The organism is Streptomyces sp. NBC_00209 (genome assembly GCF_045206345.1).
Lineage (GTDB): Bacteria > Actinomycetota > Actinomycetes > Streptomycetales > Streptomycetaceae > Streptomyces.
In genome coordinates, this window is the sequence record NZ_CP108121.1 from 6,567,816 (window position 1) to 6,590,799 (window position 22,984).

The following is a 22,984-nucleotide window of genomic DNA, read 5'->3' on the forward strand; positions in this document are numbered from 1 at the left end:
CTGGGGGGCGCATGGAAACCACGACGACGGTGCTCGGCCGGCTGCGCGGGGCGCAGAAGACGGCCAAGGGGGTCTCGCTCTACTCGCGGTACGTGAACCGCCCGGCCGGCCGGGTCTTCGCCGCCGCCGCGTACCGGCTCGGCATGACGCCCCATCAGGTCACCCTGACCAGCGCGGCGTTCACCTTCACCGCCGTCGCCTGCGTGGCGCTGGTGCGCCCGGGGCCCTGGGCGGCCGTCCTGGTCTACCTCGGGCTCGCCGTGGGCTTCGCCCTCGACTCGGCCGACGGGCAGCTCGCCCGGCTGACCGGGCGCGGCGGGCCCGACGGCGAGTGGCTGGACCATGTGGTCGACTGCGCCAAGATGATCCTCGTCCACACCGCCGTACTGATCGCGTTCCACCGGTACTTCGCACTGCCCGGCGACGGCTGGCTGCTGCTGCCGCTCGGTTTCCTGTTCGTCGCCGTGCTGACCTTCTGCGCGGGGCTGCTGCGCGAACAGCTCGGCAGGGCGGCGGCGTACGGCGCGGCGCGCGCCCCCGGGCCCGCCGCGCCGCCGTCCCGGCTGCGGGCCGTGGCACTGCTGCCCGCCGACTACGGGGTGTTCTGCCTGGTCTTCCTGCTGCTCGGCGACGAGACCGCGTTCCGGATCGGGTACGCCGTACTCGCCGCCGTGCACACGCTGTTCCTCGTCCTGTTCCTGGGCAAGTGGTTCAGGGAGCTGAAAGCGCTCCGGGCGCACTGACGAGCGTGTCCAGCGCCCGGCGCAACTGGGTGCTGGAGGTGTGCACGGTGTACGGGAAGTACACGACCTCCACACCCACCTCGGCGAAGTCGCGTTCGAGCTTCCTGCCCTTGTCCGTGTCCCGCCAGTCGTCCCCCTTGAAGATGACGTCGAACCTGACCTGCTGCCAGGTCTCGACCTTCTCCGGCACGGTCTCCACGAAGGCGGCGTCCACATACCGCACGCTCCGCACGATCTCCAGCCGCTCCGGGAGCGGGATCACCGGCCGGTGTCCCTTGGCGAGCGTGGCCATCTCGTCGGAGACGACCCCCGCCACCAGGTAGTCGCACTGGCTGCGCGCATGACGAAGGATATTGAGGTGTCCCACATGGAACAGGTCGTAAACCCCCGGCGCGTAACCGACCCTGTGCACCATCCGTTCTCTCCCCCCACGGTGAACGCGATGTCCGCGATAGTCCAACGACCTTACTGTGAAGACCACTTGCTCATCTCATGAACGGATAAGCTCGCTTTTGGGGCTGTTCCTCGGTGGAACGCAGCCGGCTCCGGGGGGAAGGCGATCGTCCGATGGCAGACGAAGAGCACCGCAGACCGTTCGAGCAGCGCCGCCTGCTGGTGGTCTCCACGAACTACGCGCCGGAGCTGACCGGTATCGGTCCGTACGCCGCCCAGCTCGCCGAACACTGGGCCGCGTCCGGCGCCGACACCCACGTGCTCGCCGGCATGCCGCACTACCCGGCCTGGCGGACCGACCCGGCCTACCGGGGGGTCTGGCGCACCGAGGAGCGGCGCGCGGGTGTCACCGTGCACCGCAGGCGCCACTACGTGCCGGCCCGCCAGAGCGCCTTGCGCAGAGCCGCCTTCGAGGGCACCGTCCTGGCGCACGGCCTCCTCGCACCTCCCGGCGTCCGCCCCGACGCGGTGGTCTCCCAGATGCCCAGCCTCGCCGGCGGGGTCATCGGCGCCCGCCTCGCCCGCCGCCACCGGGTGCCGTACATCCCCGTCGTCCAGGACCTGATGGGCGCCGCCGCGGCCCAGAGCGGCATCCGGGGCGGGGACGGGGCGGCGGCCCTCGCGTCGAAGGCCGAGCGGTTCGCATTGCGCGCCGCGACGCTCGTCGGCGTCATCCACGAGACCTTCGTGCCCCGGGTCACCGCCTACGGGGTGGACCCGGACCGCATCCGCGTCGTGCCCAACTGGAGCCACGTACACGCCCCTTCGGCCGACCGCGCCGCGACCCGGGCCCGGCTCGGCTGGCGCGAGGACACCCCGGTCGTCCTGCACTCCGGCAACATGGGACTCAAACAGGGCCTGGAGGTCCTGGTCGACGCGGCCCGGCTCGCCCCAGAGGTCCGGATCGTCCTGATGGGCGACGGCAACCAGCGCGAGACCCTGCGCGCCCGCGCCGCCGGGCTGCCCAACCTCGAATTCCTGCCCCCGGCCGGCGCGGAGGAGTTCACCGACATCCTGGCCGCCGCCGATGTCCTCGCCGTCACCCAGCGCGCCTCGGTGCTCGACATGAGCGTGCCGTCGAAGCTCACCTCGTACTTCGTGTCGGGGCGCCCCGTCGTCGCCTCCGTGGCCGAGGAGGGCGGCACCGCCGAGGAGGTGCGGCGCTCCGGGGCCGGACTCCTCGTCGCGCCCGAGGACCCGGCCGCCGTGCTCGGCGCCGTCCGCAAACTGGTCGAGTCACCCGCCGAGGCCGAAGCGCTCGGCGGCAACGGGCCGCGCTACGTGGCCGGCCATCTGGGCCGGGAAGCGGCGCTGGCCCGCTTCGACGCCCTGCTCACCGAGGCCCTGCGGGACGGCCGGGGAGGCCCACGCCGATGACCGAACCGATCCGCGCCCTGGACGAGCAGGACGAACCCGCCCTGCTACGGGACCAGTTCCGCCAGCTCCTGCGCTACCGGACCCTCCTCGTGACCGGTGTGCTCCTCGGTCTCCTCGGCAGCGGCTGGCTCGCCCTCAGCGGCGAGGACACCTACGCGGCCACCGGTGAGGTGTCCGTGCGGTCCGCCGCCTCCGACCCCTTCGCCGCCGGGGCCTCCGCCGACAAGGGCATCAACATCGGCTCCGAACGCCAGACCGCCGTCAGCGACGCCGTGGGCACCATCGCGGCCGGCACCCTCGCCAAGCAGGGCGACGAGGTCGAGGTCGGCGCACTGCTCTCCGGGCTCCAGGTCACCAACCCGCCCAACACCCTCGTCCTCAAGTTCGCCTACACCGGCCGCACCCCCGAGCAGGCCAGGGCCCGGGCAGAAGCCCTCGCCGAGGCATACCTGGAGATACGCCGGGAGCGCACCGAGGACAGCATCGACAACATGGTCGACGGCTACCGCGCCCAGGTCAAACCCCTCACCGAACAGCGCGACCGGCTCGCCGAGCAGGAGACCGGTCCCGGCGGCGACGACGTCACCAGCGCACGCGCCAACCTCATCGTCGCCATCTCCGCGCTCAACCAGAAGATCTCCGAGCTCCGTGCCCTGGACACCACACCCGGCTACCTCAACAAGAAGCCCGTCGCCCCGCGGCAGCCCACCGGGGCGGGCCTGCCGCTCCTCCTCGGACTCGGCGGTGTCGTCGGGCTCGCCCTCGGGCTGCTGCTGTCCTGGGTGCGCCTCGTCTTCGACCCGGCCGTCCGCTCCACCAGGGAGCTCGTCCGCTCCCTGGGCGCCCCGCTGCTCGGCACCCTGCCCAGGGAGCGCGCGGCCGCCGGCACCCTGCTCGCGATCGGCCGCCCCGGCAGCAGGCTCGCCGAGGAGTACCGCGCGGTCGCCTTCCGGCTCGCCTACGACCCGTCCTTCGCCGAACGCCGCCGCCTCCTGGTCACCGCGCCCCGGGGCGACAACGACATGGCACGGGCCGCCGCCGCCAACCTGGCCGCCGCCTTCGCCGAGATGGGCCGCGACGTCCTGCTGGTCGAGGCCGACCTGCGGACCCCGTCCCTGGCCGGCGACCTGGGCGCCGCCCACCCGGGCCGCAGCCCCCGCTGGGCGACGGGCGGCCAGGACCGCGGCTGGCCGTCCGACAGCCGGGCCAACGTCGACGTGCCGGGGTCGGGCGCCTTCACCCTGGTCGCGGGCCGCCGCACCGACAACGTGCCGCGTGCCCTGACCTCCGCCCCCGTCAGCCGCATCATCGCCGAGGGCGGCAGGCCCGGCGCGGTCGTCATCGTGCTCGCCCCGCCCGTCCTGTCGTACGCGGACGCCGTCGCCCTCGTGGACCGCGTCGAGGACGTCGTCATCGTCTGCCGACCCCGCGAGGTGCACCGCAGCGACCTCGAACGCATCCGCGAGGTCATCGGCGCGGCGGGCGGCTCGCTCCTCGGCACCCTGCTCCACCCCGGCTACGGGCGGCTGGACCGGCGGGCCCTCAGGAAGTCGGGCGACAGCCCGGCGCCGGGGCACCGGCCCGCCGCCCCGGGCGGCAGATACGGCGACCCCGATATGACGGGCCGCACCGGCGACCCCGCGGAGACGATGGGCCTGCGCACCGTGGACGGCGGTCAGGGACGCGACGGCCGCAACAGCGCCGCCGGACACCGATGAGAGCCCGCACCGCGATCGTCTGCTCGATCGCGGACCAGGGGGTGGCCGCCCTCACCAACATCCTGGTGCTGGTGGCCGCCGCCCGGCTCTCCACCGTGTCCGGATTCGCCCGCTTCTCCGCCGTCTACCTCGTCTTCACCGTCCTGCTCGGCGTCTCCGGCGCCTATACGGGGCAGCCCTTGGTGCTGCGCCGGGGCGGCGGCGAGGACACCCGGGGCGCCTGCCGGTCCGCCGTCTGCTTCACGCTGCTCGCCGCCACCGCCCTCGGCGGCCTGCTCGCCGCCGTCTGCGTCCTGCTGCCCGGCTCCACGGCAGGGGCCCTGCTGACGCTGGGCCTGGTGCTGCCGGTGGTGCTGGGGCAGGACATCGCCCGTTACGCCTTCGCCACGCTGCACGCCCAGCATCTGGCCCTGACCGCCGACACCCTCCGGCTGGTCTGCGTCATCGGCGCCCTGGCCGTACAGCCGCACGGGGCGCCGGCCGCCCGGCTGGTCGCCGTCTGGGGCCTCTCGGCGCTTCCCGCGCTGCTGTTCTCGGCGGTCGCCCTGCACCGCAGGACCACGGGGGCGCCGGTGGCGTTGCGGCCGATGCTCGCGAAGGGGCACCTCGGCCGGAGGTTCGTGGTCGAGTTCGGCGTGGGCAACGCCACCTCCCAGCTCTCCGTGCTCGGCCTCGGTGCCGTCGGCAACCCCCTCGTCGTGGGCGCCCTGCGCGGCGCCACCACGCTCTTCGGCCCGCTCAACGTGCTGTTCACCTCCGCCACCGGCTTCGGCCCCCCGCTCCTCGGGCGGCTCGCGACCGACCGGCTCCGGGTGCGCGCGACCGCCGCGCTGGCCGCCGTCCTGGCCCTGACCGCCGCTGCCTGGGCCACCGTCCTGGCCCTGCTGCCCGGCTCGGCCGGCCGCCACCTGCTCGGCGCGACCTGGCCCACGGCGGCGGCGCTCCTCCCGGCCACCGGCAGCCAGTACGCGGCGATGGCCGTCGGCACCTGCGGACTGCTGGCCCTCCGGCTCCTCGACCCGCGCACCACGCTCTCGATCCAGGTGGTGTTCTCGCTCGCCGCGGTCGCCTTCCTCGCCACGGGATACGCGATCGGCGGGGTGACCGGGGCCGCCTGGGGCCTGTGCCTGGGCTCCGTCTGCAAGGCCGTCGCGACCTGGACCCGGGTGGCCCGGCTGACCCGGGCGGGCGCGCGGGCCCCGGCGTCGGTCAGCGCGGACGCCGCCCGGACCGGAAACTCGTCACCAGTGCCAGGCACAGGACCGCGATCGCCAGTTTCCCCGCCGCCTGCAACAACGGACCGCGCAGCAGGATGAAGGTGTACCCGGCGATCAACGGCGCCGCGATGGCCGGCACACTGCCCGGCCCCGGCCCGTCCCGCGAGACCGCCCGCGCGTAACGCCGGTCGGTGCGCGCGGCCCCGTACCCCGTCAGCGCCAGCCCGCCGACCAGGCCCACCACCCCGAAGTCGACCCACAGCTCCGTCCACAGCGGCGCGGAGAGGTTGGTCATGTTCATCCCCATCCACTGCCCGACGCGCACCCCGGTGTCCTCCGGCTTCCCGCTCCACGCCGCCCTCGGCACGAAGAAGAACGCGGACCCCGCCAGCTGCCGCCCGTAGGTGTGCCCCCGGGTCCCGACCCAGGTGACGGTGTTGGCGAACATCACCGTCTGGTCGTAGTCCTTGGTGGCCAGCGGCTCGAACACCGACGACGACTGGACCGGCCGGTACCCCTCGTCGTCGTACCGGAACCGGTCCGCGTACGGGAACAGCACCAGCGCCCCGATCACCCCGAGCGCCAGCACCGACCGGTACATCGCCGCGCTGCGCGGGAACGCCGTGAACAGCACCGAGACCAGTACCGTCAGGAACCAGTAACGGGCGTTGGAAACAGGGTTGTTCACGACCAGGTTGACGGCCGCGAGACCGCACCAGACCAGGACGGTCGACGGCGCGCGCCTGGCCCGGCGCGAGGTCACCAGCCTGCGCGTGTAGAACAGCAGCGCCAGCAGCGCCGGAACCGTGCCGAAGCCCTTCAGGAAGGCCGAGCCCACATGGGACTCGCCCGAGGCCACCCCGCTCTCGGCGACCGAGGCGCTGATCTCCTGCCTGCTGGAGAAGAAGACCGCGGGCCCGCCCACCTTCAGCACGTAGTACCCGCTCGCCGCGAACGCCACCAGCACCAGCAGCCGCAGCCGCGCCGGGTGCGCCGTGGCACCGTGCCCGTCCCCGCGCGCCGTGCGGCGGCGGCGCAGCGGGCGCCGCGACGCCAGCAGCGCCCCCAGATCGAAGGCCGCGCACCCCACCAGGACCAGCGCGACGGCGGTCACCAGGTCGGCGCGCGGCCCGACCGCGGGCGTCGGCGACTGGCCGATGACCACCTGCGCGAACGGTGCCACCCCCATCGCGATGTACACGAACATCCAGAAGACGCCCTGGAGGAGCCGCCGCCGCGTGGACAGGATCATCGTCGCGAGCCGCGCCCCCGAGTAACAGGTCAGGACGAGCTGCAACCAGTACGCGGTGTCCCGCACCCCGGTCCCGGGCTGGGCGGCGATCAGCGCGGGCAGAAAGCACACCAGGCCGAGGACGATCGGCACCGCCAGCGCCCGCGACAGCATCGCCCAGGACAAGGGGCGGGCGGGCGCGGAGGCCACACCCTCATGCACGGATGTCATCAACTCCCCGTTCCTGAAGCGCGGTTGTGTGACTACACATTAACGAATCACCACACGTGAGGAGATGTGACGACTAGTCTGGGCAGAGCCGGACGAGGGCGAGGGGGACCCTGGTGAAGATCCTGCACATCGTCACGCTGCACACCCCGGACCACGCCTTCGGCGGTCCGACCCGAGTCGCCCTGAACCTCTCCAAGGTCCAGCGCGCCGGGGGCGACGACGCGAGGATCATGGCGCTCGGCGACGGCTTCGACGGGCCCCTGCCACGCGAGGTGGAGGGCGTCCCCGTCCACCTCTTCCAGGCCCGCCACCTGCTGCCGGCGTTCGAGGTCAGCGGGATCACCTCCGCAGCCCTGCTGCGGACCGCCCACCGCATGATGCGCGGCGCCGACCTCGTCCACGTCCACCTGATGCGCGACCTGGTCACCCTGCCCGCCGCCCTCCTCGCCCTGGCCTCCGGCACCCCCCTGGTCGTCCAGACCCACGGCATGGTCGACCCCACCGAGAAGCGCGTCGCACAGCTCACCGACCTCCTCGGCGTCCGCAGGGTGCTGCGCCGCGCCGACGCGGTGCTCCACCTCACCGAGGCCGAGCGCGTCGACGTCAACGCCGTCGCCGCCCCCGTGCCGCTCACCCGGACCGTCCGCCTGGTCAACGGGGTGCGCCCGCAGCCGTTCAAACCGGCCCGCGAGCCCGGCCGCCCGCCCACCGTGCTGTTCCTCGCCCGCGTCCAGGAGCGCAAGCGCCCCGAGGACTTCGTCGCCGCGATGCCCGCCGTCCTGGCCGAGCACCCCGACGCCCGCTTCGTCCTCGCAGGCCCGGACACCGGCGCGCTGCCCGGCACCCTCGCACTGGCCCGCCGGCTCGGTGTGATGGACTCGCTGGACCAGGTGGGACCGCTCGGCCACGAGGAGGTGCTGGCGGCCGGCCGCGAGGCCGATGTGTATGTCCTGCCGTCCATCGAGGAGCCCCTGGGTGTCTCGGTCCTGGAAGCGATGTCCGTCGGCACCCCGGCCGTCATCACCCGCACCTGCGGACTCGGGCCCGATGTGGCGCGGGCCGGAGCGGGCCGGGTCATCGACAGCCGCGTCGGGGAGGACGCCGCCAACGCGGACAAGGTCGCGCGGGCGGTGCTGGAACTGCTTGAGCCGGACGCCAACGCCCGGGCGGGCAGAGCCGCCTGGGAGCTGGTCAACGAGCACTTCACCATCGAGGTCGTCACCCGTACCCTCCGGCGGACCTACGAGGACGTGGTCCGCCGGAGGAGCGAAGGCGTCAAGAAGCAGGCTTCTCACGCGACTTGAGGGCGATCTGCCAGCGGTAGAAGCTCATCGCCAGGGCGAAGTCGAACCCGGCGCGCCCGTCGAGGAACCCCCGCCGGTAGACGTACATGTAGGCGAAGGACATCAGCGGCTTGAACGGCGCCTTGTGGAACAGCTGCCCCTGCCGCGACTTGGCCCGGCGCACCTGCTCCTTCACCTCCGGATGGTGGTTGAGCCACGCCTCCCAGTCCGAGTAGCGGTTGTGCCGCTCGAACCAGGCGGTCACCGGGTCCAGATCCTGGTGTTCGATCGGATGGCGCAGCGCCGCCGTGCTCTGCGCGACCGGCTGGTAGTGCCCCTCCACCTCCCCGATGCCGGGCGCGTCCAGATCGCCGACCTCCGGGTAGTGGCAGCGGGTCCGGTCGGTCAGCGAACGTTTGCGGATGGTGTAACCGTGCCGCAGCCGCTTCCCGGAGAACCAGTAGCCGAGCGGAATGTCGTACGCGGCGGGCTTCGGCGTGTCCGGAGCGGCGAAGATCCCCCGCAGCTCGGCCAGCAGGGCGGGGCTCAGCCGCTCGTCCCCGTCGAGCAGCAGGATCCAGTCCAGGTCCGTGCGCACCTGGTCCAGGCACCACTGCTTCTTCCGCGGATGCCCTCCGTCCCAGGTGTACAGGACGACCTCGGCTCCGCACTCGGCGGCGATCTTCGCCGTGTCGTCGGAGCTGTGCGAGTCCACGACGACCACCGCCTCGAAGTGGTCGATGACCGACCGCACGGCCTCCGCGATGTTCAGCCCCTCGTTCTTGGTGGGGATCGCCACGGCTATCGGCAGCTTCCTCATCCGTTGTCCCCTTCGGGCAGCCAGGCCCAGCAGCCTGTGGAGGTGAGGGCGAGCGCCGCCTCCGGAATCGTGATCGTGGTCCGCTTCCCGCCGTGCGAGGAGCCGGAGGCCAGCACCTTCCCGCCCGGGCCGGTGACCTCCCAGGTGCAGTCCGGGGTGGGGGAGACGTCCCGGTAGCGGCCGGGCCGCAGCCCCTTGCCCCGGTGCACACCGTCGGCGTACCCGTGCGACGCCCGTTCCACCAGGGCCTCGTGCCCGGGGCACAGATGGGCGACGGCGGGCTCCGCGCCGGTGATCTCGCCCGTCACGATGGCACCCACCGCGGTGTCCCGGTCCACCTTGACCAGGTAGTCGAGCCGGTCGCAGGTCTCCTGCCCGGTCTGGAGCACCGCGGCCGGGTCCATGCCCACGGGCACCCGGTCGGTCAGGTACTCCTTCTGCTTCTTGGTGAACGTGCCGGTGGCGGGCGTCAGCCGATCGGCGGGGATCTTGGGCGGCTCGCCGCTACGGGAAGGCCGGGGCCCGGCGGACGCGGCCCCGGAGGGCTCCGCGTCCGTCCCGGCCACGGGCCCGGAGGAGACGGCGGAGGGCGCGCCCGCCGCCCTGCCGCCGCCGTCCCCGCTCCCGCCCCGGTCACCGGAGGACGAGCCGCAGGCGGCCAGCGCCGCCGTCGCGAACACGACGGCGGCACCGGCCAGGAGGGTGTTCCTCATCCGCTGTTCCTCAGCGCGTAGTGGGCACTGACCTGGGCAGCGGTCAGCGCGGCCGGGTACACGGCGGTCTCGTCGATCTGACCGGCGAAGAAGTTGCTCGTCGGCCGGTTCGGCCAGGTCGCGAGGTTGTCCCCGCCCACCCGCCAGTACCCGGTGTAGCTCTGGTTCCTGGTGTACCGCGCGTCCGAGGCACGCCGCTGCCCGTCCACGTACAGGGCCATGCCGCCGGAGCCCTGGGTGGCGACGACATGGTGCCAGGCACCGTCGTTGTACGCCCCGGTGGTGCTGACGGTCTGGCCACCGCCGTTGGAGGTGCCGAACGTGAGCCGCCCGTTGTTGAGCATGTACACGTGCTTGTCGTACTTGCCGCTCAGCTCCATGGTGTTGCTGCCGAAGCCGATGATCTTCCCTCCCCGGGTCGTCGTGGTCTTGATCCAGGTCTCCACGGAGAACGCCGTGGGCTGGGACCGGCTGCGGTTGCTGTACGCGTACTGGGTGGACCCGTTGAACCCGATGGCGGTCGAGGGCCCGGCCACGGCCGCCGGGACCTGCCGGTACGAGGGCGAGTTGCGCAGGAAGCCGTTGTCCAGGCCCGACCCGGTGTCGGCGGCGAACGTCGACGTGCCCTCGTCGTAGCGCCAGTACAGGGTCGCCCCGTCGGAGAGCACCTTCGCCGGATAGCTCTCCGCCTTGGCCGCCACGGTCGCGCTCACCGCGGGCGACTTCGCGCTGGTGCTGGTGCCGTCGCTCGCGGTGATCCGGTACGTGTGGGTCTCACCGGGCGCCACGTCGGTGTCCGTCCACCGCAGCTGCGGACGGTCCCAGAACACGGAGTACCCCGTCGTCGTGTGGACCGGGGCGGTCGCCCCGTCCTTGTAGATCCGGTACGTGAGCACCCCGTCGTCGGTGTCGAAACTGGTCTGCCAGTTCACGTCCACCTTGTCCGGGGCGACCGTGGAGACGCTGACGTTCGGCACCCAGGGCGCCCCCGTGTCCGGGCCGTCGGCGAACCGGGTGAGCCCCTGCTGCGCCTTGCTGTTGACCGTGGTGAACTCGCCGCCCACCCACAGGTAGTGGTGGCCGCCCTTGTCGGTCTGCGCCATCACCCGCGGGCCGACCGGCTCACCGATCCCGTCGTTGGTGTCCGGGAACCACGGCAGCAGCTTCGGGTCGTCCACCGACTGGGCCAGCAGGTGCTTGCGCGGCTGGTCGGGGAACTCGCCCATGGACGCGCAGTCGTGCGCGTGACTGCCGCTGTAGAGCACCCCGTTGTGCACCAGCAGTGCCTGCGTGGCACCCAGGCAGGTATCGCGCCACACCTGGTTGAACGTGGTGAGGTCAAGGGCGATCCGCCCGTCGAACACCCCACCGCCGGTGCCTTCGTTGGCGGTGTAGAACTGCTTGGCGTCGCTGGTGAGGTCCTGCACCGTGGAGGTGTTCGGGATGAAGCCCGGATAGCTCTTGGACAGCGCCCCGGTGGTGGCGTTCACCACCGCCAGCGCGTGCGAGCCGGTGCCGTTCATCGTGAAGAAGTCCCCGCCGAGCACCACGTGCTGCCCGTCCGGTGTGACCTCCACCGCCCGGCCCACCTCGTCCGCGTTCGCCGTCCACGGCTTCAGCGCCGCACCGGTGGTGACGGCCGCGAAGAAGGTGCGGGACTGCCCCGCCACGCTCTTGAAGTCGCCCCCGAGGTAGACCGTGTCGTCGGTGACCGCGAGCGCCCGCACGGTGGCGGACACGGCGACCTTGAAGTTCTGGCGCGGGGTGCAGGTGGCGGTGTCGATGGCCGCGATGTTGCTGACCCCCACCCCGTTCACCGCACCGAACTGCCCGCCCGCGTACAGGGTTTCACCGTCCGGGGACAGGGCCAGCGCGCGCACCGTCGCGGTCCCCGAGGAGAGCGTGAACGACAGGGAGCAGCCGGTGGGCGCCCCGGTCGCGGTGTCGAACGCGGCGAAGTTCACCGCGGGCTGCTCGGAGGTCCCGGCGGCCGCGCCCGGCGGCCGTACGGTGGAGAAGGTGCCGCCCGCGTAGACCACGCCGTCGTCGGTCGCGGCCATCGACCAGACGATGCCGTTGGTCTGCCAGGTGGACAGGTCGTCCGCGGTGATCGAGACGGGCGCGGTGAGGGCGGCGGCCGGGGGACTGCCCGCGGCGGCGGCGCTCAGGGCGCCCGCGAGCAGGCCGAGCGCCGCGGCCGCGGCCCGCGTCCGGCCGCGTCGGCGCCCTGTGGTTCGGTTCATCATTCAGCTCCGAAGGTGAGAACGAGCCGCGGCCCGATGGCCGCGGTCGAGGAGGCGGAGCCGGGGCCCCGCCCGAACCGGCGCGTGCGGCCCCACCGCGTCACCGGTGGGGGTGGGGGCGCGCCGGAGCCTGTTACCGGTCCACGCGCACGGCGGCCCCCGCGAGTTCGTCGGAGAGCCGGCGCACATCGGCGTCGACCATGATCCGGGCCAGCTCACGGGCGCGTACGGCCGGTTTCCAGCCCAGCAGCCGGCCGGCCTTCGAGGCGTCCCCGATCAGCGCGTCGACCTCGCTGGGCCGTTCGTACTTCGCGTCGTAGCGGACGTACTCGCGCCAGTCGAGGCCGGCGTGCTCGAAGGCGTACTCCAGGAACTGCCGGACGCTGACCCCCTCCCCGGTGGCCACCACGTAGTCGTCCGGGGCGTCGCACTGGAGCATGCGCCACATCGCGTCCACGTACTCGGGGGCGTAACCCCAGTCGCGCACCGCGTCCAGGTTGCCCAGATGCAGCCGGGACTGGAGGCCCGCCCTGATCCGGGCCACACCACGGGTGATCTTCCGGGTCACGAAGGTCTCCCCGCGCCGGGGCGACTCATGGTTGAACAGGATGCCGTTCACCGCGAACATCCCGTACGCCTCACGGTAGTTGACCGTCGCCCAGTACGAGTACACCTTGGCGACGCTGTACGGGCTACGCGGGTGGAACGGCGTCTGCTCGTTCTGCGGGGGCGGGCTCGCGCCGAACATCTCCGAGGAGGACGCCTGGTAGATCCGGGTGTCGATGCCACTGGCCCGTACCGCCTCCAGGAGCCGGATCGTGCCCAGACCGGTCACATCCCCCGTGTACAGCGGCGCGTCGAAGGAGACCCGCACATGCGACTGGGCGCCCAGGTTGTACACCTCGTCGGGCCGGATGTCCCGCAACAGGTTCACCAGCGCGACCCCGTCGGCCAGATCCGCGTGGTGCAGCACGAAGGACCGGTGCTCCTGCTCCGGGCCCTGGTAGATGTGGTCGATCCGCTCCGTGTTGAAGCTGGACGAGCGGCGGATCAGGCCGTGGACCGTGTACCCCTTCTGGAGCAGCAGCTCCGACAGGTACGAACCGTCCTGTCCGGTCACCCCGGTGATGAGCGCGGTCTTCGCCACGTTTCCCCCTTCTGCGGTCGCCCGTAAGGCAGTTGGTCATGGAATGTCAAGGTCTGAGGGATCCGGGACAAAACATCACTGTTTCGCCCGGCTGCTGGCACAATCCGAAAACATGACGACTGATCTCCCCGGCCCTTCCCGGGAACGAGTCCCCTCCCTGCTGCGCCCCGGTGCCCGCGTGTTCGTCGCCGGCCACCGGGGCCTGGTCGGGTCGGCGGTGGTCCGCCGCCTCACCGCCGACGGCCACGAGGTGATCACCCGCGGCCGCGACCTCCTCGACCTCCGGGACGCCGGGCGCACCGCCGCCTTCCTGAGCGGCATACGCCCGGACGCCGTGGTGCTGGCCGCCGCCCGGGTCGGCGGGATCATGGCCAACAGCACGTATCCCGTGCAGTTCATCGAGGACAACCTGCGCATCCAGCTGAGCGTGATCGCGGGCGCGCACGCGGCAGGCACCGGGCGGCTGCTCTTCCTCGGCTCGTCCTGCATCTACCCGAAGCACGCCCCGCAGCCGATCCCCGAGAGCGCCCTGCTCACCGGGGTGCTGGAACCCACCAACGAGGCGTACGCCCTGGCGAAGATCGCCGGCATCGTGCAGACGCAGTCCTACCGCCGCCAGTACGGCGCCTCCTACATCAGCGCCATGCCGACCAATCTCTACGGCCCCGGCGACAGCTTCGACCTGGAGACCTCGCACGTCCTGCCCGCCCTGATCCGCCGCTTCCACGAGGCCCGCGAGTCCGGCGCGCCGGCCCTCACGCTCTGGGGGTCCGGAAACCCCCGGCGCGAGTTCCTGCACGTGGACGACCTCGCCGCCGCCTGCGTACTCCTGCTGGAGCGCTACGACGAGGACGCACCGGTCAACGTCGGCTGCGGCGACGACCTCACCATCCGCGAACTCGCCGCGATGGTCGGTGAGGTGACGGCTTATCAGGGTGAGATCCGGTGGGACACCGGCAAGCCCGACGGCACCCCGCGCAAGCTTCTGGACGTGTCCCGGCTGACCTCCCTCGGCTTCGCACCGCGCACCCCGTTGAAGGAGGGCATCGCGGAGACGTACTCCTGGTGGCTCCGGCAGCAGGCCGCGTAGCCGCCCCCGCCCGGCCGGGCGGCCCGGTCCCGTCCACGACGGGCGGACCACCCGGCCTCTTTCCCCGGTGCTCATCCGCCCCCGCCCTCAGTACGCCCCGCGGCCGTCGGTGACGGCACGCAGCGTCCGGGCCATGAGCCCCATGTCCGTGGCCACCGACCAGTTGTCGACGTACCAGAGGTCCAGGGACACCGTCTCCTGCCACGAGAGGTCGGACCGGCCGCTGACCTGCCACAGTCCCGTCAGCCCCGGTTTCACCGTGAGCCTCCGCAACTCCCGCTCGTCGTACCGGGACACCTCGTCCGGCAGCGGCGGCCGGGGACCGACCAGGGACATGTCACCCTTGAGTACGTTGATGAGCTGGGGCAGTTCGTCCAGCGACGAGCGGCGCAGCAGACGGCCGAGCCGGGTCACCCGGGGATCCCGGCGCATCTTGAACATCGGGCCGTCGTTCTCGTTGGCCTCGGCGAGCCGCGCCTTGTGCCGCTCGGCGTCCACCACCATCGTGCGGAACTTCCACATGACGAACGGGTGGTTGTGCTGCCCCTGACGGACCTGCCGGTGAAAGACCGGGCCCGCCGACGTGAGCCGGACCGCCACCGCGATCAGCAGCAGCAACGGAGACAGGGCGACCAGCCCGCAGGCGGCGCCCGCCCGGTCCACCGCCGCCTTCAGGACCGGCTGAAGCCCCCGGCGCAGCGGCGGCACGATGTGCAGCAGCGTGAGCCCGGCCGCCGACGAGGGCCGGATCCGGTCCGCCGCGGTCTCCGAGAGGTGCGAGAGCACCGACACCTCGAGACCGCCGTCGTGCAGCCCCCAGGTCAGCCGCCGCAACCGCTCCTCGGCCAGCCCCGGCCCCGGGACCACCAGCGCCAGATCCGCCTCGTGCGCGAAGGCCGCGCCCAGCACCGTCGAGGAGTCGTCCCCCGCGGGCGCCGGAGCGAGCCGCCCCGGTACCGGGACCTCGCAGCTCAGCGCCGCCGCGCCCACCGGCAGCGCGGCCACGACCCGATAGCCGTGGTCCTCCCGCGAGGTGAGCAGCCGCACCGCCCGGTCCACCCCCGCGGCCTCGCCGACCACCAGCACCCGGCGCGCCGTCCGGCACTTCCCGGACCAGGCCAGCCGGCGCGCCCCCGAGGTACCCGCCCCCGCCAGGAGCCCGGGCATCAGGGCGACGACGGCCGCCGCCGGATCGATCGGCGCGTCGAGGACGGTCCACAGCACCGCCAGCACACCGATGAGCAGTAACCAGTCCCCGGGCGTGGTCAGCGCCCCGGGCGGGCGGCCCGGCAGACGTAAGACGTACCGTCCCCGCGCGGCCCGGACCCCGCACCACACCAGGGCGGCCGCGAGCGCCCCGGCCAGGGCCTCGGGCTGCCCGTCGGCGCGGAGCACCAGCCAGGCGGGCAGCCCCAGCCCGGCGGACTCGGCGCACACCACCAGGGGCAGCAGGCCCGGGCGCCTGCCGGGCGCCCCGGCGCCGCGTTCGTACGGTACGTGCGGGAGCTGCCGCGGCCGGCCGATGTCCTGGCCGCGCGGCATTCCTGAAGAGGTCCGCGGACGTGGCGCTCCCGCCAGTCCCACGGGCCTCGGTATATCGGATTCGGGTAGCTCGACATGCCCCATGAACCCCCCAGTCACAGTCGCATCGCCACAAACGGGGCGCATCCGCCGATCCAGTGGACTGACGGACGCGCCCTCGCTCGGTGCACGATATCCACACACATGGCATTTCGCTGCGGTTCCGGTGAAGTTCAGACAGGCAGGGTGTTCCGGGACTCGTCCCGATCCGTACCGGATCTCTGGTTCTGTGTGCACCTGTTGGTATGTGTGACATGCGCCAAACGGTTGGTGTGCGGATATGTACCTCGGTCTGCCAACTACCGTACGTGCTCACGTGGTTGCGCGGGTGGTATTCGGTCCGCTCGGCTCCGGCGGCCGCCGGGCGGTCTGGGAGAATGCGGTGCCGGGAGCACGCGCCCGGCTCTGAGTGGAAGAGGGACGTACGGTGACCCCCGCGGAGAAGAACTGGGCCGGCAACATCACCTTCGGCGCGAAGCGGCTGTGTGTGCCGCGATCCGTCCGCGAACTGCGCGAGACGGTCGCCGCCTCCGGCGCGGTCCGCCCCCTGGGCACCCGGCACTCCTTCAACACCGTCGCGGACACCTCCGGCGACCATGTGTCGCTCGCCGGGCTCCCGCGCGTCGTGGACATCGACGTCCCGGGCCGGACCGTCTCGCTGACCGCCGGACTCCGCTTCGGCGAGTTCGCCGCCGAGCTGCACGCGCGCGGTCTCGCCCTGGCCAACCTGGGCTCGCTCCCGCACATCTCGGCCGCCGGCGCCATCGCGACCGGCACCCATGGCTCGGGGGTGGGGAACCGCTCACTGGCGGGCGCCGTGCGCGCCCTCTCCCTGGTGACGGCCGACGGAGGGACGCGCACCCTGCGGCGCACCGACCAGGACTTCGCGGGCGCGGTCGTCTCCCTCGGCGCCCTCGGCGTGGTGACCTCCCTGGAACTCGGCCTCGTGCCCGCCTTCGAGGTGCGCCAGTGGGTGTACGAGGACCTGCCGGAGGCGACACTGACCGCACGCTTCGACGAGGTGATGTCCGCCGCGTACAGCGTCAGCGTCTTCACCGACTGGCGCCCCGGCCCGGTCGGCCAGGTCTGGCTGAAGCAGCGGGCGGGCGACGAGGGCACCCGGGCCGCGATGCCCGCCGACTGGCTGGGCGCCCGGCTCGCCGACGGCCCCCGGCACCCGGTCCCCGGGGTGCCCGCCGGGAACTGCACCGCACAGCAGGGTGCGCCCGGCCCCTGGCACGAGCGGCTGCCGCACTTCCGGATGGAGTTCACCCCGAGCAACGGCGACGAGCTCCAGTCGGAGTACTTCGTGGCCCGCGCGGACGCCGTCGCCGCCTACGAGGCCCTGGCCCGGCTGCGGGACCGGATCGCCCCGGTGCTCCAGATCTCCGAGCTCCGCACCGTCGCCGCCGACGACCTGTGGCTGAGCCCCGCCCACGGCAGGGACTCGGTGGCCTTCCACTTCACCTGGATCCCGGACGCGGCGGCCGTCGCGCCGGTGGCCGCGGCGATCGAGGAGGCACTGGCCCCCTTCGGCGCCCGCCCGCACTGGGGCAAGGTCTTCTCCACGGACCCCGAGGTGCTGCGCACGCTGTACCCGCGTTACGCGGACTTCGAGGAGCTGATGCGCCGCTACGACCCGGAGGGCACGTTCCGCAACGCGTTCCTGGACCGGTACTTCCGCCGCTGATCCGCGGGCTCAGCGGCTGCCGCGTTCGTCCTCGGCCCGGGACGGCCAGGCGGCGGCCGAGCGGCCCGGGGCGAGCTGGTCGACCACCTCGGCCAGCTCCTCGCAGGCGTGCTCGATGCGGTGCCGGATGTTCTGCTGCTCGGTGACGATGGCGGCCAGCAGGAGAGCGGTGAGGGCGACGGCGCCGTTCAGGACCGTGAGGCTGATCATCACTTCCACGATGGTGTGACCGCCGAACGGACCGGCTCCGTCCGTTCCCGCCACGATCGCCAGCACGGACACCAGCAGGGCGCACGGGGCACTGCCCGGAAGCCGGAAGCGCAGGGCGGCCCAGATGAGGATCGGGAAGACCAGGTACATCATCGAGAGGGTGCTCTGGGTGGCGATGACCGCACCGACGACCGAGACGACCAGCAGTGCCCCGGCCTCCGCCCAGCGGTCCGTGAGCCGCGGCAGCCGCGCCCGGGGCAGGATCAGGAGGACCGGGGTGACCATGAGCACCCCCATGACGTCGCCCGCCCACCAAGAGGCCCAGACGGATCCGAAGTCGTGGACCGGGAGCCTCCCGTCCGCCACGAGCATCCCCGTTCCCGTCGTGCTGCTGATCGTCATGGGGACCATCCCGCCGAGGAACACCAGGATGATCCCGTCGCGCAGCCGGTCCAGCTCGTTGCGGAAACCGGCCCTGCGCATCAGCCAGTACGCGCACAGGGGTGCGAGCGTGCTGCCCGCCACGATGGCCGCGGTGGCCGGGCGTGCCGTACCGGTGACCGTGGTCACGACCACCGCTGAGCCGACCACGATTCCGGGCCACGCGCGCGCCCCCAGGTACAGCAGACAGCCCAGCGCGATCCCGGTCGGTGGCCACAGGGGCGTGACCACCGCACCGTGGACGGTCACCTGCCGCAGCAGCCCCAGGCGGGCCGCCCCGTAGTAGGCCGCGGCGACGGCCACGACAGGCAGGACCGCCACCACACACCGGCGGACCTTCTCGCTGCGGATCACGGTTCACATCAGACACCGGCCCCGGCGGCGGACGCGGTGTGACACGCACGGGTGCCGCGGGCCGCCTCATCCGCCCTCGGCGGCGGGCCGCCCGTGGCGCAGGACGAGGACCGCCGCGTCGTCCTGGTGCCCCGTGTGTTCCACGGCCCCCATGATCGCGTCGGCCAGCGCGTCCGCGTCCCCGGTCGCCCGGGAGCGTACGAGCCGCACCACCTCGTCCAGTCCTTCGTCCAGGGAGTACGAGGGACCCTCGACCACCCCGTCGGTCAGCAGCACGAACGTCCCCTCGCCGCTGAGCGAGCGCGTGGTGACCGGGTACTCCTCGCCCGACTGCACCCCGAGCGGCAGCCCGCCCGCGTCGTCCGTGGTGCCGGCCCGGCCGTCGGCGGTGGCCCAGACGGCGGCCACATGACCGGCCCGGGCGCTGCGCAGCTCCCGGGTTGCCGGGTCGAGACGTACGAAGGTGCAGGTGGCGAGCAGTCCGGTGTCGGCGGCGAGCAGCAGGTCGTTGGTACGGCTCATGACCTCGCCCGGGTCCTCGGCCGTGAGCGCGAGGGCGCGCATCGCGATCCGGATCCGGCCCATGAACGCGGCGGCCTCCACGTCGTGCCCCTGGGCGTCCCCGATGGCGAACGCCAGTGCCCCGTCGGGGAGCTCGAACCCGTCGTACCAGTCGCCGCCGATGTCCAGACCGCTGCGCGCGGGGGCGTACCGGGCGGCGGTCCGCAGGCCCGGCGGCGAGGGCAGGTCGGGGGGCAGCATCTCGCGCTGGAGCGCCTCGGCCAGCTCCACCCGGGCCTGATGCAGCTCCACCTCGCGACGGGCCCGGGAAGTGAGGTCGTGGAGGGTGGTGAGCAGTTCGTCGGAGCTGGCCGACCGGGAAGGACGACGCCGGTTCATGGGCCGCTCCGCGGGACGGGGGGTGACGGGCCGGGCCCCTGCATCCTATTTCGGCGGGGGACCGGGCGCAGGCCGGGCGGGCGGCGGCGGCCGGTTGGGTGGATGCTGGGAGTGGACCCGTGTGTCGGCCCGCGCCCGCCGGCCGGTGCGGGCCGGGAGGTATGCGATGAACCGCACGCTGGAATGGACGGTGCGCGTCGAGCTCTCCGAGGAGGGCGGGACGACCAAGGCGGAAGCGGTGCTGGACACCGGCACCGCGAGACTCTCCGGCCAGGGGATCGCCCGGCTGAGCCCCCAGGATCCCGACGTCCCCACGATCGGCGACGAGGTCGCGGCGAGCCGGGCCATGCACGACGTCGCCGGGCAGCTGATGAGCGTGGCCGACCGCGCCATCGGCGAAGCCGGCGCCGGACGGCCGGACGGCCTGGTGCCACCGCCCTACGCCTGGTCGGACGCCACGGCCTGAGCGCCTCGCTCGATGTTCGTGGGAACGGCCGTACGCCCGTTCCGGCGGTAACGGAACGGGCGTTCAACAGGGCTCGCGGTCTGTTTGTTACGAACCCGCAGGCCCGGCGCGCGCGGCCGCCGGTGGGGCGCCAGGCGGTGTCGCCCGCACGGTCGACTCCGTCAACCCGGCGCCGTACGGCTGGTTGCAGCGGTCAGGAATTGACAGGTACCCGTACCTTTCCCTCCATGTCGACTACACCCGTGTGTGACGGAAATGTCCGTACTTCGTAACAGGCCCCGATGCGGTTCCCGCACGGCCGCCGGCAGGTCCAAGGTGTGGCTCCCGGCACGACGCCGGGAACGGCAAACCGCCCGGACCCCACCGGTCCGGGCCTGCACCTGAGGGGTCTTCATGTCCCGTTCCGCACGGCGGATCACCGCCGCCGTCCTCGCTTCCGGCGCACTGGTCGCCGCCGCCGCTCTCCCGGCGGTCGCCGACGGCCGTGACCACGGCCGGGGCCACCACGCCCCGCGCCCGACCGTCGTCCTGGGCAAGATCCAGTACGACAGCCCCGGTCGCGACAACGGCTCCAACCGGAGCCTGAACGGTGAGTGGGTCACCGTCACCAACACCGGGCGGCACACGGTGAACCTGCGCGGCTGGACGCTCAGCGACGAGAGCCACCGCACGTACAAGTTCGACCTGCGCCTGCCCGGCCGCTCCTCGGTGCGGGTCCACACCGGCGTCGGCCGCGACACCCGCCACGACGTCTACCAGGACCGGCGCAGCTACGTCTGGGACAACAGCGACACGGCCACCCTGCGCGACGCGCACGGCCACAAGGTCGACTCCAAGTCCTGGGGGCACCGCCACCACGGTCCCCGCCGCTGACCCACCGGCGGCGGCCCGCTGAACCCGGGCCGCCGCCCGTGGCCTCTCCTCGCGGCGCACCCCGGCCCTCCCGGCCGGGGTGCGCCGCACCCGTATGCCCGTCAGGAGTCCTCGTCCCGGAACTCCTGCTCCGTCCACAGCGCCTTGCCGTTCGTGCTGTAGCGGGTGCCCCAGTGGTTGGCGAGCTGCGACACGATGAACAGCCCGCGCCCGCCCTCGTCCACCGTCCGCGCATGCCGCAGATGCGGGGCCACCGGGCTGGTGTCGTGCACCTCGCAGGTCAGCGCGCGGTCCAGCAGCAGCCGCAGCTGCAGGGGCGGCGTCCCGTAGCGGACCGCGTTCGTGATCAGCTCGCTGACGATCAGCTCGGTCGCCTCGATGGTGTCCTCGCCGAGCTCCCAGCCCTCCAGCCGGTCCCGGACCAGGGTGCGGGCGACCGCCGGCGTGGTCCGGTCGTGGGCCAGCTCCCAGGTCGCCACCCGGTCCGGCGGCACCACGCCCGTCCGGGCGAGCAGCAGCGCGGCCCCGTCCGGATCGGCCTCGGCCGGCAGGTTGTACACGATCGCGTCGCACAGGTCCCGCAGCCGGCGCTCCGGGAAGGCCAGCGCCTCCCGCACCCGCTCCACCGACCGCTCCTCGGGCAGCAGCGAACCGGTGAGGAACGCCAGCACACTGCCCTCCTCCAGCCGCACCGAACCCGTCGCGAAGGGCGCGCTGTCCGTCGAGAAGAGCGCCGGCCCCTCCGGCACGTCCAGCACCAGCGGGCGCCCGTCCGGCCCGACGGCCACCGGAGCGGGATGCCCGGCCCGGGCCACCGTGCACACCTGTGTGAACGGGTCGTAGACCGCGTACAGGCAGGTCGCGGTCAGCGGCTGGCGGTGCAGCGAGTCCCCGGGCGGCAGCGACCGCCGCTCCTCGACCAGCCGGTCCGCCGTGTCGTTGAGCCGGGCCAGCACCTCGTCGGGCTCCAGGTCGAGCCCCGCCAGCGCGTGGATGACGGTGCGCAGCTGCCCCATCGTGATGGCCGTCTGCAACCCGTGTCCGGCGACATTGCCGATGATGAGCGCCGTCCGGGCGCCGGAGAGCCCGATCGTGTCGAACCAGCAGCCGCTGTTGCGCCCCGGCAGCAGGACGTGCGCGGTCTCGATCGCGACCCGGTCGTTCTCGTGCTGGGGGAGCAGCCGGCGCTGGACGGTCGAGGCGATCACGTGCTCGCGGGCGAAGCGCAGCGCGTTCTCGATGCTCAGCGCCGCGTGCGCGGCGGCGTTCAGCGCGAGGGTGAGGTCGCGCTCGTTGTACGGATCGCCCTGGTGCCGGTACAGGCTGATCAGGCCGAGGACGGAGCCGTGCAGCTTCAGCGGTGCCACGATCATCGAGTGCGCCCCGGTCGCCTCGATCATCCGGCGCGTCGCCGGGTCGGCGTCCAGCCAGGGCGTGTCCGGGCCCAGCTGGACCAGCCGGGGCCGCAGATCCGTGACGGCGAGGGCGAAGGGGGTCGCCTCCGGCAGCCGGCGCAGCTCACCGACCAGGTTGTCCGACGCCGTCCCCGTGCCCCGTACCGCCGCACGCCGCAGCGGGACGTCCCGGCCCAGCGGGCTCAGCGGCGGACCGGCCCCGCGCAGCACCTCGTCCACCACCTCGACCACGGCCAGGTCGGCGAACGGCGGCACCAGCGCCGACGCCAGGCCCTCGCAGGTCGCCGCCACATCGAGGGAGTGGCCCGCGCCCCGGCGCACCGCCGCCAGGACATCGGCCCGGACATGGGCCTTCTCCCGTTCGTTGACATCGACCACGGCCGCCAGCACACCGAGCGGGCGGCCGTCCCCGGCGTCCAGGCGGTGCAGGGTGACGTTCAGCATGCGGTCGGGGCCGGGGGCCAGGGCGATGCGCCCGCGCACCGCGTGGTTGACCACCGGCGCGCCCGTCTTCAGGACCTGGCGCAGCAGGTGTTCCGCCTCCTCCGGGTCGTCCAGCAGGTAGGCGTCGGTGAAGTGCAGGCCGACGATCTCCTCCGGGTCCACCACCTCGGTCAGGGCGTTGACGCGGACCACCCGGAGATCCAGGTCCAGGACGTGCAGGCCGACCGCGGACTGGCTGAACAGCGTGTCGAGCAGCGCCCCCGCCATCGCGTCACCCGGGTCCGCACCAGGGGCCGTGGTACCGGTGTCCGACACGTCGCACCCCCAACGGGCTCCGCCACCCC

General features: G+C 73.0%; 19 protein-coding genes. 9 read left to right on the top strand and 10 right to left on the bottom strand.

Going from position 1 to position 22,984, the window contains the following annotated elements:
* The first annotated feature begins 11 nt into the window (after positions 1 to 11).
* Positions 12 to 743, top strand: a complete 732-nt coding sequence (locus OG867_RS29715) for a CDP-alcohol phosphatidyltransferase family protein (RefSeq protein ID WP_406290038.1) — start codon at positions 12 to 14, stop codon at positions 741 to 743.
* Here the strand turns inward: OG867_RS29715 and OG867_RS29720 are convergent.
* The gene (locus OG867_RS29720) at positions 712 to 1,158 is read right to left on the bottom strand and encodes an adenylyltransferase/cytidyltransferase family protein (RefSeq protein WP_073969665.1); all 447 of its coding nucleotides are present in this window, start codon (positions 1,156 to 1,158) and stop codon (positions 712 to 714) included. The two genes, OG867_RS29715 and OG867_RS29720, sit on opposite strands and share 32 nt — an antisense overlap.
* Before the next feature lie 152 nt (positions 1,159 to 1,310).
* Here OG867_RS29720 and OG867_RS29725 point away from each other — a divergent pair, with 152 nt between their 5' ends.
* The 3 genes from OG867_RS29725 to OG867_RS29735 are packed head-to-tail and all read left to right on the top strand — an operon-like array spanning position 1,311 to position 5,607.
* A complete protein-coding gene (locus OG867_RS29725; RefSeq protein ID WP_406290042.1) occupies positions 1,311 to 2,573 on the top strand; it encodes a glycosyltransferase in 1,263 nt (420 codons plus the stop codon).
* On the top strand, positions 2,570 to 4,291 hold the full coding sequence (locus tag OG867_RS29730; RefSeq protein ID WP_406290044.1) for a lipopolysaccharide biosynthesis protein: 1,722 nt from the start codon (positions 2,570 to 2,572) through the stop codon (positions 4,289 to 4,291). The genes OG867_RS29725 and OG867_RS29730 overlap by 4 nt, the downstream gene beginning before the upstream one ends.
* Positions 4,288 to 5,607, top strand: coding sequence for a hypothetical protein (locus tag OG867_RS29735; protein WP_328898872.1), 1,320 nt, complete (start codon positions 4,288 to 4,290; stop codon positions 5,605 to 5,607). The genes OG867_RS29730 and OG867_RS29735 overlap by 4 nt, the downstream gene beginning before the upstream one ends.
* On the opposite strand, the gene OG867_RS29740 is transcribed toward OG867_RS29735, so the two are convergent.
* The gene (locus OG867_RS29740; RefSeq protein ID WP_406290046.1) at positions 5,501 to 6,970 is read right to left on the bottom strand and encodes a hypothetical protein; all 1,470 of its coding nucleotides are present in this window, start codon (positions 6,968 to 6,970) and stop codon (positions 5,501 to 5,503) included. The genes OG867_RS29735 and OG867_RS29740 overlap by 107 nt on opposite strands.
* A gap of 113 nt (positions 6,971 to 7,083) precedes the next feature.
* On the opposite strand from OG867_RS29740, the gene OG867_RS29745 reads away from it, so the two are divergent.
* Positions 7,084 to 8,274, top strand: a complete 1,191-nt coding sequence (locus OG867_RS29745) for a glycosyltransferase (RefSeq protein ID WP_406290048.1) — start codon at positions 7,084 to 7,086, stop codon at positions 8,272 to 8,274.
* Here OG867_RS29745 and OG867_RS29750 read toward each other — a convergent pair.
* The 4 genes from OG867_RS29750 to gmd form a co-directional block, all read right to left on the bottom strand.
* On the bottom strand, positions 8,246 to 9,073 hold the full coding sequence (locus OG867_RS29750; protein WP_406290050.1) for a glycosyltransferase family 2 protein: 828 nt from the start codon (positions 9,071 to 9,073) through the stop codon (positions 8,246 to 8,248). The genes OG867_RS29745 and OG867_RS29750 overlap by 29 nt on opposite strands.
* Positions 9,070 to 9,786 (bottom strand): hypothetical protein, encoded by a 717-nt coding sequence (locus OG867_RS29755; RefSeq protein WP_406290052.1) that lies wholly within the window; start codon positions 9,784 to 9,786, stop codon positions 9,070 to 9,072. Before OG867_RS29755 ends, OG867_RS29750 begins: the two co-directional genes overlap by 4 nt.
* Positions 9,783 to 12,029 (bottom strand): LamG-like jellyroll fold domain-containing protein, encoded by a 2,247-nt coding sequence (locus OG867_RS29760; RefSeq protein ID WP_406290054.1) that lies wholly within the window; start codon positions 12,027 to 12,029, stop codon positions 9,783 to 9,785. Before OG867_RS29760 ends, OG867_RS29755 begins: the two co-directional genes overlap by 4 nt.
* Positions 12,030 to 12,162: 133 nt before the next feature.
* Positions 12,163 to 13,176 carry a GDP-mannose 4,6-dehydratase gene (gene gmd, locus OG867_RS29765; protein ID WP_328898866.1) on the bottom strand — a complete coding sequence of 338 codons (1,014 nt, stop codon included), beginning with the start codon at positions 13,174 to 13,176 and terminating at the stop codon, positions 12,163 to 12,165.
* Positions 13,177 to 13,288: 112 nt separating this feature from the next.
* Between gmd and OG867_RS29770 the strand changes: the two genes are divergently transcribed.
* Positions 13,289 to 14,266, top strand: coding sequence for a GDP-L-fucose synthase family protein (locus OG867_RS29770; RefSeq protein ID WP_406290056.1), 978 nt, complete (start codon positions 13,289 to 13,291; stop codon positions 14,264 to 14,266).
* An 87-nt stretch (positions 14,267 to 14,353) separates the two neighbouring features.
* Here the strand turns inward: OG867_RS29770 and OG867_RS29775 are convergent, their stop codons facing one another.
* Entirely contained in the window at positions 14,354 to 15,808 is a 1,455-nt protein-coding gene (locus tag OG867_RS29775) for a sugar transferase (RefSeq protein ID WP_328898864.1), read from the bottom strand.
* Positions 15,809 to 16,274: 466 nt separating this feature from the next.
* Between OG867_RS29775 and OG867_RS29780 the strand changes: the two genes are divergently transcribed.
* Positions 16,275 to 17,537 carry a D-arabinono-1,4-lactone oxidase gene (locus tag OG867_RS29780; RefSeq protein WP_406290058.1) on the top strand — a complete coding sequence of 421 codons (1,263 nt, stop codon included), beginning with the start codon at positions 16,275 to 16,277 and terminating at the stop codon, positions 17,535 to 17,537.
* A 9-nt stretch (positions 17,538 to 17,546) separates the two neighbouring features.
* Here the strand turns inward: OG867_RS29780 and OG867_RS29785 are convergent, their stop codons facing one another.
* Together OG867_RS29785 and OG867_RS29790 are read right to left on the bottom strand one after the other, a co-directional pair.
* Positions 17,547 to 18,542: an MASE1 domain-containing protein gene (locus OG867_RS29785; RefSeq protein ID WP_328898862.1), complete on the bottom strand. Its 996-nt coding sequence runs from the start codon at positions 18,540 to 18,542 to the stop codon at positions 17,547 to 17,549.
* A 66-nt stretch (positions 18,543 to 18,608) separates the two neighbouring features.
* Complete coding sequence (locus OG867_RS29790; protein ID WP_328898861.1) at positions 18,609 to 19,442, bottom strand: PP2C family protein-serine/threonine phosphatase; 834 nt, start codon at positions 19,440 to 19,442, stop codon at positions 18,609 to 18,611.
* A gap of 166 nt (positions 19,443 to 19,608) precedes the next feature.
* Here OG867_RS29790 and OG867_RS29795 point away from each other — a divergent pair, with 166 nt between their 5' ends.
* Both OG867_RS29795 and OG867_RS29800 read left to right on the top strand, forming a co-directional pair.
* Positions 19,609 to 19,908 (top strand): DUF1876 domain-containing protein, encoded by a 300-nt coding sequence (locus OG867_RS29795; protein WP_406290061.1) that lies wholly within the window; start codon positions 19,609 to 19,611, stop codon positions 19,906 to 19,908.
* A 393-nt stretch (positions 19,909 to 20,301) separates the two neighbouring features.
* Positions 20,302 to 20,781 carry a lamin tail domain-containing protein gene (locus OG867_RS29800; RefSeq protein ID WP_161208101.1) on the top strand — a complete coding sequence of 160 codons (480 nt, stop codon included), beginning with the start codon at positions 20,302 to 20,304 and terminating at the stop codon, positions 20,779 to 20,781.
* A gap of 101 nt (positions 20,782 to 20,882) precedes the next feature.
* On the opposite strand, the gene OG867_RS29805 is transcribed toward OG867_RS29800, so the two are convergent.
* Positions 20,883 to 22,955 (bottom strand): SpoIIE family protein phosphatase, encoded by a 2,073-nt coding sequence (locus OG867_RS29805; protein ID WP_406290064.1) that lies wholly within the window; start codon positions 22,953 to 22,955, stop codon positions 20,883 to 20,885.
* Positions 22,956 to 22,984: the final 29 nt, after the last annotated feature.

Coding starts and splice junctions, on each gene's coding strand:
- OG867_RS29715 (WP_406290038.1), top strand. CDS start 12: ATGGAAACCACGACGACGGTGCTCGGCCGGCTGCGCGGGGCGCAGAAG.
- OG867_RS29720 (WP_073969665.1), bottom strand. CDS start 1,158: ATGGTGCACAGGGTCGGTTACGCGCCGGGGGTTTACGACCTGTTCCAT.
- OG867_RS29725 (WP_406290042.1), top strand. CDS start 1,311: ATGGCAGACGAAGAGCACCGCAGACCGTTCGAGCAGCGCCGCCTGCTG.
- OG867_RS29730 (WP_406290044.1), top strand. CDS start 2,570: ATGACCGAACCGATCCGCGCCCTGGACGAGCAGGACGAACCCGCCCTG.
- OG867_RS29735 (WP_328898872.1), top strand. CDS start 4,288: ATGAGAGCCCGCACCGCGATCGTCTGCTCGATCGCGGACCAGGGGGTG.
- OG867_RS29740 (WP_406290046.1), bottom strand. CDS start 6,970: ATGACATCCGTGCATGAGGGTGTGGCCTCCGCGCCCGCCCGCCCCTTG.
- OG867_RS29750 (WP_406290050.1), bottom strand. CDS start 9,073: ATGAGGAAGCTGCCGATAGCCGTGGCGATCCCCACCAAGAACGAGGGG.
- OG867_RS29755 (WP_406290052.1), bottom strand. CDS start 9,786: ATGAGGAACACCCTCCTGGCCGGTGCCGCCGTCGTGTTCGCGACGGCG.
- OG867_RS29760 (WP_406290054.1), bottom strand. CDS start 12,029: ATGAACCGAACCACAGGGCGCCGACGCGGCCGGACGCGGGCCGCGGCC.
- OG867_RS29770 (WP_406290056.1), top strand. CDS start 13,289: ATGACGACTGATCTCCCCGGCCCTTCCCGGGAACGAGTCCCCTCCCTG.
- OG867_RS29775 (WP_328898864.1), bottom strand. CDS start 15,808: ATGCCGCGCGGCCAGGACATCGGCCGGCCGCGGCAGCTCCCGCACGTA.
- OG867_RS29790 (WP_328898861.1), bottom strand. CDS start 19,442: ATGAACCGGCGTCGTCCTTCCCGGTCGGCCAGCTCCGACGAACTGCTC.
- OG867_RS29795 (WP_406290061.1), top strand. CDS start 19,609: ATGAACCGCACGCTGGAATGGACGGTGCGCGTCGAGCTCTCCGAGGAG.
- OG867_RS29800 (WP_161208101.1), top strand. CDS start 20,302: ATGTCCCGTTCCGCACGGCGGATCACCGCCGCCGTCCTCGCTTCCGGC.